At 58.7% G+C, this 14306-nt stretch carries 14 protein-coding genes and 1 pseudogene; 5 read left to right on the top strand and 10 right to left on the bottom strand.

What is annotated here, in order from left to right:
* Positions 1–261: 261 nt before the first annotated feature.
* The 4 genes from ACR0I8_RS12920 to ACR0I8_RS12905 all read right to left on the bottom strand — a co-directional run bounded on the left by ACR0I8_RS12920 (position 262) and on the right by ACR0I8_RS12905 (position 6279).
* The gene (locus ACR0I8_RS12920) at positions 262–2469 is read right to left on the bottom strand and encodes a hybrid sensor histidine kinase/response regulator (RefSeq protein WP_170689010.1); all 2208 of its coding nucleotides are present in this window, start codon (positions 2467–2469) and stop codon (positions 262–264) included.
* Between the two features lie 3 nt (positions 2470–2472).
* The gene (locus ACR0I8_RS12915) at positions 2473–3642 is read right to left on the bottom strand and encodes an FIST N-terminal domain-containing protein (protein WP_170689009.1); all 1170 of its coding nucleotides are present in this window, start codon (positions 3640–3642) and stop codon (positions 2473–2475) included.
* 52 nt (positions 3643–3694) lie between these two features.
* Complete coding sequence (locus tag ACR0I8_RS12910; protein ID WP_170689008.1) at positions 3695–4372, bottom strand: response regulator transcription factor; 678 nt, start codon at positions 4370–4372, stop codon at positions 3695–3697.
* A gap of 140 nt (positions 4373–4512) precedes the next feature.
* Positions 4513–6279, bottom strand: coding sequence for a PQQ-dependent methanol/ethanol family dehydrogenase (locus ACR0I8_RS12905; protein WP_170378658.1), 1767 nt, complete (start codon positions 6277–6279; stop codon positions 4513–4515).
* A gap of 176 nt (positions 6280–6455) precedes the next feature.
* On the opposite strand from ACR0I8_RS12905, the gene ACR0I8_RS12900 reads away from it, so the two are divergent.
* A complete protein-coding gene (locus ACR0I8_RS12900; RefSeq protein WP_170689007.1) occupies positions 6456–7010 on the top strand; it encodes a hypothetical protein in 555 nt (184 codons plus the stop codon).
* An 85-nt stretch (positions 7011–7095) separates the two neighbouring features.
* Here the strand turns inward: ACR0I8_RS12900 and ACR0I8_RS12895 are convergent, their stop codons facing one another.
* The 6 genes from ACR0I8_RS12895 to ACR0I8_RS12870 all read right to left on the bottom strand — a co-directional run bounded on the left by ACR0I8_RS12895 (position 7096) and on the right by ACR0I8_RS12870 (position 11821).
* Positions 7096–7635, bottom strand: a complete 540-nt coding sequence (locus ACR0I8_RS12895; protein WP_170689006.1) for a sel1 repeat family protein — start codon at positions 7633–7635, stop codon at positions 7096–7098.
* A 75-nt stretch (positions 7636–7710) separates the two neighbouring features.
* Positions 7711–8502 (bottom strand): ABC transporter permease, encoded by a 792-nt coding sequence (locus tag ACR0I8_RS12890; protein ID WP_170689005.1) that lies wholly within the window; start codon positions 8500–8502, stop codon positions 7711–7713.
* Positions 8499–9218: an ABC transporter ATP-binding protein gene (locus ACR0I8_RS12885; protein WP_170689004.1), complete on the bottom strand. Its 720-nt coding sequence runs from the start codon at positions 9216–9218 to the stop codon at positions 8499–8501. The genes ACR0I8_RS12890 and ACR0I8_RS12885 overlap by 4 nt, the downstream gene beginning before the upstream one ends.
* Positions 9215–9664: a cupredoxin domain-containing protein gene (locus ACR0I8_RS12880; protein WP_170689003.1), complete on the bottom strand. Its 450-nt coding sequence runs from the start codon at positions 9662–9664 to the stop codon at positions 9215–9217. The genes ACR0I8_RS12885 and ACR0I8_RS12880 overlap by 4 nt, the downstream gene beginning before the upstream one ends.
* A gap of 22 nt (positions 9665–9686) precedes the next feature.
* A complete protein-coding gene (locus ACR0I8_RS12875) occupies positions 9687–10649 on the bottom strand; it encodes a YVTN family beta-propeller repeat protein (RefSeq protein ID WP_170675947.1) in 963 nt (320 codons plus the stop codon).
* Between the two features lie 5 nt (positions 10650–10654).
* Entirely contained in the window at positions 10655–11821 is a 1167-nt protein-coding gene (locus ACR0I8_RS12870; RefSeq protein WP_170689002.1) for an ABC transporter substrate-binding protein, read from the bottom strand.
* 156 nt (positions 11822–11977) lie between these two features.
* On the opposite strand from ACR0I8_RS12870, the gene pedF reads away from it, so the two are divergent.
* The 4 genes and pseudogenes from pedF to ACR0I8_RS12850 form a co-directional block, all read left to right on the top strand.
* Positions 11978–12658 (top strand): cytochrome c-550 PedF, encoded by a 681-nt coding sequence (pedF, locus tag ACR0I8_RS12865; RefSeq protein ID WP_170689001.1) that lies wholly within the window; start codon positions 11978–11980, stop codon positions 12656–12658.
* Between the two features lie 18 nt (positions 12659–12676).
* On the top strand, positions 12677–13573 hold the full coding sequence (locus ACR0I8_RS12860) for a transporter substrate-binding domain-containing protein (RefSeq protein ID WP_170689000.1): 897 nt from the start codon (positions 12677–12679) through the stop codon (positions 13571–13573).
* 69 nt (positions 13574–13642) lie between these two features.
* Entirely contained in the window at positions 13643–14182 is a 540-nt protein-coding gene (locus ACR0I8_RS12855) for an SRPBCC family protein (RefSeq protein ID WP_170688999.1), read from the top strand.
* A gap of 27 nt (positions 14183–14209) precedes the next feature.
* Positions 14210–14306, top strand: a pseudogene (locus tag ACR0I8_RS12850) ((2Fe-2S)-binding protein); the annotation flags it as partial.

Below are 14306 nucleotides of genomic sequence, written 5' to 3'. Positions count from 1 at the left end.
ACCGTACTGAGACACGCAAGAGCAATCAATAGATCTTACCTTATTTGATGCTTTATTAACCGATAATTACCAAATGAGTATCGCGCCAGAATACCCGATCTCAGCGAACGCCAATTCACTCCACACAAGGCATCACACCCCATGATCGAACCGGCTCAATATTCGGCGACCCAACTGCCATTCGTTCAGCTCGGGTCGATCTTGAGCAATATCAACGCCAGGATCCAGCGGCCACGGTCCGCGCGCAGCCCCGTGCAAAGACTAACGCGAAATCAAGCTGACCAATTGATGTCTAAGCTCTTTGGCGTCAATTGGCTTGTGGATTAACTCTAGCCCGTTCGACTGGCACTCTTCAGCCGTTTCAGGCGACCGGTTGGCCGAGATGATGCAGGCGGGCACATCGCTGAATTCCGCTTTGATCCGACGCACTGCCTCAGTCCCGGTTTTTCCGTTATCCAGCTGGTAGTCCGCTACTATCGCATCGGGTGTGATACCGATCTCGCGCAGCAGGTCCACGGCCTGATCCTCACTGCCACATTCCAGCACGTGAACACCCCAGGACTCGAGCGTCAGAGTCAGTGCATTTCTGAGATTTGCGTCATTTTCAATCAGCAAAACGATCATGTCGGCCAGTTGACCAGTTTTCCTGTCGGCAGCCGCGGGGCGGCCTTCGCTGAACTGCCCTTGGTCCAGTACCACAGGGATTTCGACGGAGAACACCGTGCCTTTTCCCAACTCGGAGCGCAGATGAATCGGGTGGTTGAGCAACCCGCAGGCGCGCTCGACGATGGCGAGACCAAGGCCCATGCCTTCGGCGGCGCTCGCGTCGGATTGCACCCGCTTGAATTCCTGAAAAACCATGTCGCGTTGATCGGCGGCGATGCCTATTCCGGTATCCAGCACCTCAATCGACACGCGGGTTTTACGACGCTTCACCCCAACCAGAACCCTGCCGGTGTCGGTATAGCGGATTGCGTTGGACAAGAGGTTCTGAAGGATGCGCCGCAAGTAGCTGGCATCACTGGCCACAAGCGCGCTGGTCGGCACCACCCGTAATTCCAATCCTTTGGCCTGTGCAACCGGGCGGAAAGCGTCCTCCATCTGCTTGAACATATCACCAACCGACACGGTCGAGAGGTGGACCGTCGCGCTACCGGAATCCAGCTTCGAAATATCCAGTAGTGCTTCAAGGATATGTTCCACGCTGTTGAGCGCACTTTCCGCCTTTGTGGCCACATCATGCGTTTCCGACTGATCCAACCCGTTTTTCAGCGAGGCCACATAAAGCTTGGCGGCTGACAAAGGTTGCAACAGATCATGACTTGCAGCGGCAACAAAGCGGGACTTTGACGCATTGGCCCGTTCCGCCTCGCCCAGCGCGTCGGCCAGTTCAACGGTGCGCGCTTCAACGCGTTTTTCCAGAAGTTCCTTGGCGTCCTGCAATGCCTGCGCCGATTTTCGTTCCGCCGTCACATCGGTAAATGAAATCACATAGCCCTTGTCGGGCATTTCCTGCGCAAAGACAGACAGGATTTTCGACCGCCCCCGATGCAGCAGAAACCGCAAGGGACGCCGGGAGGTGTGCCGCTTGGTCCAGTCGGACAAATCACCCCAGCTCATCCCCGGTTGGAAGCTCATATTCGAACCGAGCCGGTCATAGAGCGTTTCAAACTGCGTGCCCATCTGGAATTGCCCGACCGGGATCGCCAGCAACTCACTTGCTCGGTTGTTCCAGCCAATCAATCGGTGCTTGTTGTCGAAGATACAGACACCCTGGTCGATGTGTTCCAGCGTGGCGCGGATCAGGCGCGATTTATCGTCCAAGATGCGGTCGCGCTCCAGCCGCTCGACCCGCATGATATCGGTCACATCCGTCTGCAGGATAACTGTGCCCGCGTCCTTTGTGCGATGTTCCGAGACCTGCATCCAGCGATTTCCGCTCAATCCCACATTGAACACCACATGGTCGTCCGCATGACGCGTGAGCCGAAGCTCGGCCCAGTCCACAGGTGCAACTCCTTCCGGCAGCAACAGAGAGCTTGACCGGCTCACGAGCTCGACATATTCGGTAAAACGCAGACCTGGCTTCAGCCGACCCTGGATATCGGACATATGTAACCCGAAGCGGCTGTTGCACAGCACCAGTTTTTCATCACGCCCAAACAGGGCAAAGCCATCCTGCACCGCCTCGATCGCATTCGCCAAATTGGCCCGAGCAGCTTCGGTTTCCTCATTGGCCTTGGCCAATTGCGCGTTGGATGCGTTCAGAAGGTCCAGAGCACGCTCCAGATCATCCGTGCGGGTGCGAATCTCTTGTTCCAACACGGCCGCGCGCTGGAATTGCGCATAAGCAGCACCCGAGGCATCAGTAGATTCCTCGACCCGGCGCATTAGCGCCTCGACGATCCTCAGCAGTTTTTCATTCTGGCGTTCGATCGGATCCAGCGGGTCGGTCAGATGCTCGATCATCCGCTAGTCGTCCTTGGGCGGGTAGATCGCCACCCCGGTCATCGTCTGATTGACGTGGATCGAGTTGAACTGCTCACCATAGGTCGAGAATCCGACAACATGATTGTCCGACAGAATGCGCGAGATTTCGTGCGTCTTCTGTTTCTCCTGCGCCTCGAGCCGCCGCAGGATACAGTCGCAGGCCAGGATCGTATCGGGTTTTTGCTTTTCGTTCAGAGATGCGATCTCTTCCTGCAGATGCACCGTCATGTCGCGCGGTTCCGCCAGGGTCAGAACCAGACCCTCATCAATGGCTGAAAAGAACACCAGATCACCATTGCCCGCGACCTGCTGAATGGCCCGAACATGATGCTGACCTCCGATCTGAACGACGACCGGATGGGCCGCGAAGGTAAAAGGGGTCAGCTGTTCCGGGTCTTTGCCAAGGATGCGCGCATATTCCCGCGCTGCGGGTTCCGCGTTGATTTCCTGAACGATGCGGTTGGCGGGGTCGGCTTTGGTCACGACCATACGCTGCGCGGCCGGAACAAGATGATCTGTCTTGAACACCTTGATCGGGCAAGAGGTTCGCACCTGCACCAATATGGCCGCGTTCTCCAACGCCTGTGATCCATGAAGAACATAGGTGTGGCCGAACTCGGTCCCGTCGCCTGCCGATCCACCGAACAAAGGCACCGGCCCCAGCCCCATCGCCAGCTCGGATGTCAGCTCGTCTTCTTTCGTGGACAGCCCGTCGATCATCAAGAAGGTGAATTCGTTTTCCCAAGCGGGAAAGCCGCGCGTCATTGCGGTTCGGTTATGGATCATTTCGGCAATGATGTCTTGCGCGCAGAAATCATCCAAATCCGGCAAAAGAATGGTGCGCGTTTCAAAATGTGAGCGCGGCAAGGCAAGCGCGACGATCTGATCCTCGCTATAGCCACCTTCGGCAAGCTCTCCGGCTGTGGTGCATCCGACCACCATCGTGGGCGCAAATTCCTGTTCAGCCTCGGCGATCACCGCCGCGGCATCGGCATTGGGGCTGACAAACAGAATTATCAGCGCCATGGGGTCATCCCCCAGCGACTTGGACAGTTCCCTAACTGCACTGTCGGCGCTGCATTCCGCAAATGCCGTCTTTACGATGCCTGGCCTGACGGACTGGGCGCTGGCCCATCCGAATGCTTGGTTCATCGCGACTCCTCCCTAAAGCCCGACGATTGCTGAGAGGTTAGAGTATCTGACCCTATTCTTGCAATACGCTGGCAAAGGATGCTTTCTTGGCAATCAGAACCGCCTGAGTGCGGCTTTGAACGCCAAGTTTCCGCATGATTGCAGTGACATGCGCCTTAACCGTTGTTTCGGCGATCGACAGGTCATAGGCGATCTGCTTGTTCAACTTACCCTCGCAGATCAGTTGCAGAATGCGGCCCTGTTGATTGGTCAACGCGGCAAGCCGATTGACCGCATCGCTATGTTCATCCTCTTCCTCATCTTCGATCAGAACGCAGCCATCGGGGACAAAGATTCCCCCCGCATGCACCGTCTCGAACGCGGTGCGGAACACATCGCGCTGGCTATGCTTGGGCACATATCCCGATGCTCCTGCCTTGATCACCTGGCTGATCACACGGTTGTCAGTCAACGAGGACACAACAATCACCGGCGCATGCGCCGCGGATTTCAAGCGCACCAGACCATCCAGGCCATCCACATCCGGCAGGTTAAGGTCCAGCATCACCGCATCCGGCTTCAGCCCCTTGGCCACCAGCTCCATAGCGTTTTCCAAACGGTCTGCGGTGTGAATTTCGCCGATCTCGGCCACGCTGCGCAGGGTCATCGACAAGGCGTCGCAGAACAGCGGGTGATCGTCGACAATCAGAACGTTCTCAAAGTCAGTCTGTCTGGCGGGTTCTGCAAGCATCAAGGTCGCCTTTGCAATGAAACTCTCTTTGCTCTGAGTCTAGCAACACCGTCAGCATACGCCTACTGGCGGAAGGTCGTAGACCAAAGAAAACGCGCGCCCGGATACCGAGCGCGCGCTCTTTAGGTTCAGAACCCGCCTCAGTTCGCCGAGGCCAGCTCTTTCGGCAGGCGGAAGGTCCACAAGGTACCGCCCTGGTTCAGGTAGTTGACCTTCTTGGCCACTTCGCCGCCCCACAGCGGAACCGCACCGCCCCAGCCGGAGATGATCGAGACATATTGCTCGCCATCCTGTTCCCAGGTCACAGGTTGACCGACGATGCCGGAACCGGTCTGGAACGACCACAGTTTCTCACCGGTTTCGTCATCGAGCGCGATGAATTCGCCCTCGGGGGTGCCGAAGAACACCAGGCCACCAGCCGTGGTCATCACACCCGACCACAGCGGAGCGTCGTTCTTAAATTCCCACTTCCACTCGCCGGTATCGGGGTCGATGGCCTTGAGCGAGCCGATGTGATCTTCGTAGTTCGGCTTGATGGTAAAGCCCGCGCCCAGATAGGCGGCACCTTTTTTGTAGGTGATCGGCTCATTCCAGATATCCATGCCCCATTCGTTCGAAGGCACGTAGAAATTACCGGTATTCTGCGAGAACGACATTGGCATCCAGTTCTTGCCACCTAGGAACGACGGCGAGGCAAAGATGACCTCACCCTTGTTGCCATCAGCCGCAGCGGCTGGATCACCGGGGCGATTATTTTCGACAAAGATCGGACGTCCGGTCTCATCAATTCCGTCGGCCCATGTGATGTCCTTGACGAAAGGTGTCGCCGAGACGAACCCACCATCCTCACGGTTCAGAACATAGAAGTACCCGTTCCGGTCGGCAGTGGCGTAGCGCTGGTTGCCCTCGCGGTCGGTATAGGCAACCACTTCGTTCACACCGTCATAGTCCCAGCCTTCACGCGGGGTGGTTTGAAAATGCCACTTGATCTCGCCGGTTTTGGGATCGATCCCGATGCGGCTGGCGGCATAGAGGTTGTCGCCCTTGTTGCCTTCGGTGGGGGTGCCCGCATTGCGCAGCCAGCTGTTCCACGGGGCCGGATTGCCTGCGCCGAAGACCAGCGTATCGGTGTCAGCGTCGTAAGAGCCGCCCAACCAGGTCGCGCCGCCGCCGGTTTTCCACATGTCACCGGGCCAGGTTGCGTTCAGCTCTCCGGTCATGGTGCTTTCTTCGCCATTCAGCGTGCCCATGTGCCCTTCGATCACGGGGCGTTCCCAGACCAGATCGCCGGTATTGACGTCCCGGGCCTGAACCGCGCCAACGATGCCAAACTCACCGCCCGAGTTGCCGGTAATGACAAGGCCATCAACGATCAGCGGGGCAGCCGTATAGGAATATCCCGCCTTGTAGTCAGCAATCTTGTCACGCCAGACCACATCGCCCGTGTCCTTGTTCAGCGCCACGATCCGTGCGTCCAGCGTGCCGAAAATGACCTTGTCGCCATAGATGGCGGCTCCTCGGTTGACCACGTCACAGCAGGGCAGAATGCCTTCGGGCAGGCGGGCATCGTATTGCCAGACCTCTTTGCCGGTCTCCAGATCAATTGCATAGAGGCGTGAATACGACCCGGTGATATACATCATCCCGTCATAGATCAGCGGCTGGGTTTCCTGCCCGCGCTGCTTTTCTCCGCCAAGACTGAAGGCCCAGGCCGGAAGCAGGTTCTTGACGTTGTCCTTGTTCAGCATGTCCAGCGGGCTGTAGCGCTGTAAATGCCGCCCCATACCATTGGTCACAACCTGAGTTGTGATCGTTTGGTCATTGGCCAGATCGTCTTCGGTAACTTCTGCATAGGCTGCGCCGGTTGCGACAATGCTCGCAGCTGCGGCCATGATAAACCGGTTCATCGGTATCCTCCCTAGACTTATGTCTTTCCTCCACGCCGAATCTCCGACGCGTCGGGATTGTTGGCGAGAGTATTATTCGCAGGCAGGCACCGGTGTTGGAATTGCACATTGGTCGTAGGGCGCTATCACCCGATTTCAACTAGGTTGAGCCATCTTTTTTGATGCGCGAGGCGATGATGCGGCGGCTTTTCACTTGGTTTATCCCTGCGGTTTTGATCTACGCGCAGCCTGCGCTGGCCGATCCTCTGTCGAGGCAGAAGGCCATTTCTCTGGTCGATGGAGAAGGCAACAAGCTGTTGATCGGAAACGTGACTTTCGAACCCAAGGGCGACGCCACAGCCTATCAAATCGACCTGAGCGCGGGCCCCTTCGCAGACCATTTCCTGTCCATGCGCCCGTTTCGCTGTCTTGAGGGGGCGGACAAACACTGGTGCCATGTCCCCTACCCTTATGCTCTAAGGCGCGAGGTCTCGGACGGCAATCTGACCGATCTGGAATACGACCTGCTGTTTATCCACAAGGGCGCCACCGAATACGGCATTGATATGTGGAACGGGGTCTACTACCGCCTGCAACGCGATGGCGACCGCCTGATCGGACAGTTGCACGAAATGGATATGGGCATCCTATCGGCCCCACCCGAAGACGGAGATATGAGGCCCGTATCCGAGGCAGACATCCACGAGGCCGATCCCGATAGTCACTGGCTGCCTAAGGTCGTGATAGACTGATCAGAGGTTGGTTGCGATTTGGGCAACCTTGCACCATCGGGCGCCCGTGCCTTTTCCAGTGTTCGGCTACTCCAGCGCACCCAGCTCAGAATAGTGGCGCGTATTTCCACTCATCTGCGTCCGGCGTGACCTCGTTCGGATCATAGCCAGACTCTTGTAGACGTTTGGCGATCTTCAGGCCGTCGCTTGCGGCTTCATCCACATAGGCGCGGCCTAGCTCGGGGTCTTGCGCCACCCCGTGGCCGCGTATCAGGTTGAGGCCGTAGTTGAACTTGCCCACCGGATCGCCCAGATCAGCGGCGCGTTTGTCCCAGGCGGCGGCGGCATCAGGATCGTAGTCTCCGCCCAACCCGTTATTGTCTAGCTGCCCCATCCATGTCATCGCGCCGGTATACCCGGCATTGGCGCAACTTTCGAACAGCTTGCGCGCCATCTCGTGACGGCCGGATTTGGTGATGTAGTAGCCGGTCGCACAGGTCGTCATATCGGTGACGCCATTGTCAATATTGCTCATGACGCGGCCAAAGCCCGTGTCCTGCGGGTTGAGCGTGCCGTACTCATCCTCGACCGTCTGGGCCGAGGCGGCTGTGCCCAGAAACAGTAGTGCAAATGCGATACGGATCATGAAAGAACCCTCCGTTTGAAAGGTATTCTAGCGCATCGGGGGGCACATTTCACCTCTGCCATGGTCGTAGACGGCTCAGCGACCGGGGCGTTTTATGCCGCGGGCCGGGTCGTAGCCCCACAGCGCGAGGCCCAGAAAGGCCAGTCCGGCAAGGATAGTCCAGCCAAGAGCCGGGCCGTTGAACTGACCATAGAGCGCAAAGCGGATCAGCTCAACGGCGTGGGTAAAGGGGTTGAGCGCGCAGATATCACGCAACAGGGCCGAGCTTTCAGCCATCTTCCAAAGCGGGTAAAGCGCCGAGGACAGGAAGAACATTGGAAAGATGACAAAATTCATCACCCCGGCAAAATTCTCAAGCTGCTTGATGGCCGAGGACAAAGCCAAACCGAGAGCGCCGAGCATCAGCCCGGCAATGATCAGTGCGGGAAAGACGCACAGATATCCGTACCAAGGCATATCAATCCCGTAGATCGCGGCAACCGCCAGAAAGGCATAGACCTGCAGAATCGAGATCGTGGTGCTGGCCAGCAGGCGGCAGAACAACAGCCACCATCGCGGCAGAGGGCTGGTCAGAAGCAACCGCATCGATCCCATCTCACGGTCATAAACAAGGCTGAGGGAGCTTTGCATTCCATTGAACAGCATGATCATGCCGCACAGGCCCGGCACTATGTAGATCTCATAGGTGATATAGGTCTGATAGGGCGGCGTGATTGACAGGCCCAAGGCCGCGCGGAACCCGGCGGCGAAGACGATCAGCCAGACCAGTGGGCGTACCAAAGCGGCGATGAACCGGCTGCGCTGTCGGACAAAGCGCAGCGCCTCGCGGATCAGGATCGCGCGCAGGGCGATCAGCGCGCCGGTCATACCGAGGCTCCGGTCATCGACAGGAACACCTGTGGCAGGGGTTTGTCGCCGGTGATGTCGCGGCAGGTGCCTTGTGTCACCATCTTCCCCCGATGCAGGATGGCGAGTTGATCGTCGGCGAGGATCTCATCGGTCAGATGGGTGGCCCACAACACGGTCAGCCCATCCTGTGCCGACAGATCATGCACATGTTGGGTGATGGCGCTGCGGGCTGCTGCGTCCAGCCCCACTGTCGGTTCGTCCAGCAACAGGACCGAGGGCGCATGGATCAGGCAACGCGCGATCTCCAGCCGTCTGCGATGGCCGCCATTCAGATCGCGGGTGCGTTCGCCTGCGCGCTCGGCCATATCCAGACGTTCCAAAGCGGCGGCGATGCGGCTCTCGGCTGTGCGACCTGACAGGCCATGCAAAGCGGCGAAGTAGCTGAGGTTGCGATGAACCGTGAGGTCCAGATCCAGCGTCGGCTGCTGAAACACGACCCCGATCTGCGCCAAGGCCTGGCGGGGCTGTTTCGAGATATCGAACCCCGCCACCTCAATCACCCCCTGCGCGGTGGTGAACAGGCGGGTCAACAAGGAAAACAGCGTCGATTTCCCCGCGCCATTAGGCCCCAGCAACGCGCAAAACGCGCCCTGCGGGACGTGAAAGCTCACGTCATCAAGGGCGCGTTTGTCGCCATAGGCGTAGCTGACATTGCGGACCGAAAGCCCTGTCACTTAATGGTAATCTCCAGCCGCTGCGTTTCGCCGGTGCTGCCCGGTACTTTCAGATAGTAGCTGCCCGGCTTGATCGCGACAAAGCCTATTTCCATCTCGCCCGCCTCGTCAAACTCAACGGAATCGACACCCAGAGGTCTGATTTCCAACCCTTCGACAACGATCTCATCCACCCAGATCGCGCGGAAGAACTCAGGCCCGACCAGAGCCAGTTCCTGACTGCCGTCGCCCTGAATTTCGAACTCATAATAGGTGCCGGATTTCAGCTCCCACGGGGCCTCGGCCAAGGGGACACCGGCGGAGAGAATGATCGGAGGCAGGTCTTCCTTGTTCTTGGCCGACAGGATACCGGCCAGACCAAAGCCGTCGTCATCATCATCGTCGGCCAAAGCCGCAGCGGGCAAAGCTATAGCCAACATCGCGGCCGCGCATATCAGTCGCTTCATCTCTTAAGTCTCCTCAATCGTGTCAGTTGGTCGGACGGAAGGCCGCGCCCCAGGGGAAACGCCCAACCTTGATCGTCTTGATCGGTTCGCGCTTGGCCACATCAATCACGGTCACATCGCCAGACACGCCATTGGTGGTAAACAGCAGCGACTTGTCGGCGTTGAAATCCATGTGCCAGACGCGGCGACCCACGAGGATGTAGTCTTCAACCTCATAGGTTTCGGCATTCACGGCCGCCACATGGTTCGACGGTCCCAGCGCAACAAAGGCTGTCTCATCGCCGTTGGACAGCTCAAAACCCACGGGTTGCACCCGGTCGGGGTGGACGCCTTCGACCTCGAACTCGATCTTGGCCTTTTCGGTCTGGGTTTCCACGTCGAACACGGTGATGGTGCCGCCGATTTCTGAGCTGACCCACAGCTCGGTCCCGTCCTTCAAGAACTCGGCATGGCGCGGGCGGGAATCGACCAGAGTATTGGCGAACAGCTCTTGTGTCTCGGTGTCGATCCAATGGGCCATATTGGTGGTTTCGGACGTGGTGATGGCAATCTTGCCATCGGGCGACACGGCCATCCCTTCGGGTTCGATCCCCACGTCGATCTGCGCAATCACCGTGCGCGATTCCGTATCCACCACCGTGGTGATCGCGTCATCCTCGTTGGCGATGTAGAGATGCTTGTCATTTGGGTGCAGCACAAACTGTTCGGGGTCCTCGCCCGAGGGCAGGTCATGGAGAATCTCGCCCGTTTCGGGGTCCATTACCTGAACCGAGTCACTGTCGGACGCGCAGATATACAGAACTGAGTAGTCCTTGGAAAACGTGATCCCGCGTGGGCGCTCGCCGGTCTCAATGGTGCGGATCACCTCAAGCGTTTCGATGTCGATCACGCTGAGCGTGTCGTCCTTTTCATTGCTGATCCAGATTTCATCCGCAATGGCCGGAGCGCAGAGCGCGGTCGCTGCCAGAAGTGCTGCTAGTCTCATCGCTGTTACTCCTTAAATGCCTGACACTGGCTTTCGGCTTCATCAATGCCCAGCGTGTCCAGTTCGGTGCGTTGATGCAAAAACCCCTCGAGCGGAGCCATCGCCACCACGGCGCGATCCGTGACCAGAGGGATGGGTTGCCGCAACTGGCCGTTCCAGGCACGGAAATTCATCGCGCGGCCTTTGAAGCCCGCCAGTTCGAAATCATCCGACAGGATATAGTCGCGCAGAACCGCTGGATCATCTGATTGAGTACGCGTCACCGCCTCGCCCAAGGCCCGGTAGGCCGCCCATGCGGCGTAATCCTTGGGGCGCATCGCCCGCCCTGCCTGATCGGCAAAGCGGTTCTGCATCTGCACAGCGCCCCATTGTTCGACCACGCGCGACCAAGTGACGGGCTGCAACCCTTCGGACCCGGCAACGGGGCGCGGCTCCCATGTGTTATAGGGGATGTAGCGGCCGAAATCGTCCAGCTCATCGGCGACTAGCAGCACGTCATAGTCGCCGAAGTCCTGCGTAAACAGCGGCACCTCTTGCGCTGCGTTGCGCCGCAGATCAGCACCGAACACCCATGTCTTTTCCGCTTGCAGCTCCAGCCGGAACTTTTGCAGAGACCGTTTCAGCGCCTCGGCAAAGGCCTGATCCCCTGGATGCTCGCCCGCGATCAGCACGATTTCGTCCCACCGGCGTTTGACGAGGAATTGCGCCAGAGCGTCTGTGCGCATCACGTCCGATGGCAAGGTGTGCAGCAGGTTGGCGCGGCACTCGGCCTCGCGCAGCGATACATCGGGGGCCGAGGCGTTAAACAGCACTGCACCCGCCGCTTCGGGCAGATCGGCGACCTCAAGCTGCGCTTGCGCAGGCGCGTCCAGAATGACAAAGGGACCATTGGCCAAGGCCTGCCGCGCGGCTTGCACCCAGTCCCCACCTTCGGGCACCGTGGTCACTGTCAGATCATATTTGTGACCCAGGAACTTCGCCGTCGTCAGATTGTCGGCCAGACCCAGCTCAGCCCCTGCCATGCCCAGGTCTTCAGGAATCGGGTCGAGGTTTGACAGCACCGGAGGACGCTCGACCTCTTGCTTCAGATAGGTCACTGAAATCGCGACCTCGGCCTGCGCAGCGCCAGCCTTCAGCGCCAAGGCTGCAAGAACAAAAGAAAATCTGAACATTCTGCGCCTCCTCCCCGGCCCTAAAAGTAAAAGCCGGTCGAAAATGGGAAAACCATTCGACCTTAGTCGCAGATTTTGCCCATCTGCAACCAAGGTCGAATGTCGCGATGAATTTGCCTGCGCTATGACCGGGGAAAGCTTCAATAGGAGGATGAGATGCGTCTTGGTTTTTACAGCGCGGCGCTTGCGGCTACGGTGACAGCGGGAATGGCCCTGGCACATGGAGATGTCGCGCCCCAGCCGGTAAATACGGATGCCCTGCCCGACGTGAGCGAGGAATGGCTGATCGAGAACCCCTATCGCGATCAGGGCGAAGAGGTCTGGCAGGCTGCAATCGAAATCGGCGATTCCGGCTACAACCAGAACTGCGCACGCTGCCACGGTCTGGGCGTCGTATCGGGCGGCCTGGCCCCCGACCTGCGCTACCTCGAGGCCGAAGAATACGGCGATGAATGGTACATCGAACGCTTCCGCGAGGGCTATACACAGAACGGTATCACCAAGATGCCCGCCTTTGGTGATCTGTTGGGCCAAAAAGCCGCCTGGGCCATCCGCACCTATATCGAAACCCGCCCCGATGACGGCGCGTTGGACGATCACTCAGACCGGTTGAAGGAAATCCGCGACGAGCTGGCTGCTATGGCAGAGGGCGCGGATGGAGACACAACCGCCCTGCAATCCGAACTGACCGAGATCGCAGGCACAATCGAAACCGGCTCGGGCGCGCCTGTGGCCGACTCGGTGGCGCTGCGGGCTGCGGTGCTGATCTCGGGCGAGGCCCCGGATTTCGCACAAGCGGCGGAGCAGCTGACTATCGGATTGTCTGCCGCGCAATAGAACGGCAGACTGGGGCACATGATCGGACGCCATTTCATTTTCTCCCTGTTGGTCGCCGCCCTGTCCGCCGGGTCGGCTCTGGCCAGGTGTGAAGACCATGTGCCCCAACCCAAACCCCAGAATGCCAGCCGCGACATCGTGGGCGCTGACCTCGATACCATTGTGGAGCGCGGCTACATCGAGTTCGCAGCCTACGAAGATTTCGCGCCCTGGTCCTTTGAGAAGGACGGCAAGATACAGGGCGTGGACATCGAAATCGGCAGGCTGATCGCACAGGATCTGGGGGTCGAGCCCCGATTCAATCTGGTCGCAGCGGGAGAAAACCTTGAGGCCGATCTGCGAAACTGGATTTGGAAGGGCCCGCTGATCAACGGGCGCGTGGCCAATGTCATGCTGCACATTCCCTACGATAGCGAATTTGCCTGCCGCGTCGAACAGGTGGTGTTCACCGGCCAGTATCATGACGAGGAAATCGCCATCGCCTTTCGCCGCGATGCCTATCCCGAAGACCCTCCGGTTCCGGCCTATTTCCGCTTTGACACCGTCGCGGTTGAAAACGATTCGATTGCCGATTTCTACTTGTCGTCTTTTCCCGGTGGGCAACTGTCGCAGAATGTCAGCCGGTTCCCAACCGCAGATCAAGCGATGGACGCCCTGGCCGCAGGTGAAACGATGGCCGCAATGGGCCCCCGCGCCCAGCTAGAGGCCGGGCTGACCCCGGATCTGGATATCCACACCCCTCCGCTGCCCGGCTTTGCCGTCAGCACTTGGACCAGCGGCGTAGCCGTGCATTTTGCCTATCGCGGCCTCAGCTATGCGGTCGATGACGCGATCTATGCGGCGCTTCAGGATGGCCGCATCGCCAAAATCTTCGCGGATTACGGACTGACGCACACCCCTCCCGAACTGCGCTGACTACGCCCAAGGTCGCATATGCTTTGTGGCCCCGACGCCCTAGGTTGGAAAAAACTCTGGAGGAGTGACATGGAGTTACATGACAGCCGCACAATAGCCGCGCCACGGTCCGAGGTTTGGAATGCCCTGCTGTCGGCAGATGTTTTGCGCGAATGCGTCCCTGGCTGCCAGGAGATGACCGGCACCGCCGAGGACGGGTTCGACGCCACCGTGGTGCAGAAAGTCGGCCCCGTCAAAGCCACTTTCAAAGGGAAAGTGACCCTGTCCGACATGATTTCCGGCGAAAGCCTGAAATTGTCGGGCGAAGGCAAGGGTGGCGCTGCCGGTTTTGCCAAGGGCGCAGCAGATGTCACGCTGTCTGACGTTCCCGAAGGCACCTTGCTGACCTACAACGTGGATGCGCGCGTGGGCGGTAAGCTGGCCCAACTGGGTGGTCGCGTCGTGGACGGGTTCGCCAAGAAAATGGCGGACCAGTTCTTTCAGAATTTCCAAAGCGCGGTAGAGGTCGAGCCAGAGGCCCCCGCTAGCGAAGCGGCAGCTGAACCCGAACAACAGACGGAAGAGGCAACCGAAAAGAAAGGCTGGCTCAAGCGCGTTTTGGGCGGTTGAGCTACGGATTTAAGGGAGGAAAATGTGATGAAGATATCGCTGACTGTGAATGGCATGTCTGTGAGCGGTGAAGTTGAGGGTCGGACGTTATTGTCTGGTTTTTTGCGGGATCATTTGTCTTTGA

The sequence above is a fragment of the Ruegeria sp. BG9 genome (assembly GCF_056538305.1).
The sequence above is the reverse complement of the archived record's forward strand: the minus strand, read 5'-3'. Positions and strand labels throughout refer to the sequence as shown.

Coding starts and splice junctions, on each gene's coding strand:
- ACR0I8_RS12920 (WP_170689010.1), bottom strand. CDS start 2,469: ATGATCGAGCATCTGACCGACCCGCTGGATCCGATCGAACGCCAGAAT.
- ACR0I8_RS12915 (WP_170689009.1), bottom strand. CDS start 3,642: ATGAACCAAGCATTCGGATGGGCCAGCGCCCAGTCCGTCAGGCCAGGC.
- ACR0I8_RS12910 (WP_170689008.1), bottom strand. CDS start 4,372: ATGCTTGCAGAACCCGCCAGACAGACTGACTTTGAGAACGTTCTGATT.
- ACR0I8_RS12905 (WP_170378658.1), bottom strand. CDS start 6,279: ATGAACCGGTTTATCATGGCCGCAGCTGCGAGCATTGTCGCAACCGGC.
- ACR0I8_RS12900 (WP_170689007.1), top strand. CDS start 6,456: ATGCGGCGGCTTTTCACTTGGTTTATCCCTGCGGTTTTGATCTACGCG.
- ACR0I8_RS12895 (WP_170689006.1), bottom strand. CDS start 7,635: ATGATCCGTATCGCATTTGCACTACTGTTTCTGGGCACAGCCGCCTCG.
- ACR0I8_RS12890 (WP_170689005.1), bottom strand. CDS start 8,502: ATGACCGGCGCGCTGATCGCCCTGCGCGCGATCCTGATCCGCGAGGCG.
- ACR0I8_RS12880 (WP_170689003.1), bottom strand. CDS start 9,664: ATGAAGCGACTGATATGCGCGGCCGCGATGTTGGCTATAGCTTTGCCC.
- ACR0I8_RS12875 (WP_170675947.1), bottom strand. CDS start 10,649: ATGAGACTAGCAGCACTTCTGGCAGCGACCGCGCTCTGCGCTCCGGCC.
- ACR0I8_RS12870 (WP_170689002.1), bottom strand. CDS start 11,821: ATGTTCAGATTTTCTTTTGTTCTTGCAGCCTTGGCGCTGAAGGCTGGC.
- pedF (WP_170689001.1), top strand. CDS start 11,978: ATGCGTCTTGGTTTTTACAGCGCGGCGCTTGCGGCTACGGTGACAGCG.
- ACR0I8_RS12860 (WP_170689000.1), top strand. CDS start 12,677: ATGATCGGACGCCATTTCATTTTCTCCCTGTTGGTCGCCGCCCTGTCC.
- ACR0I8_RS12855 (WP_170688999.1), top strand. CDS start 13,643: ATGGAGTTACATGACAGCCGCACAATAGCCGCGCCACGGTCCGAGGTT.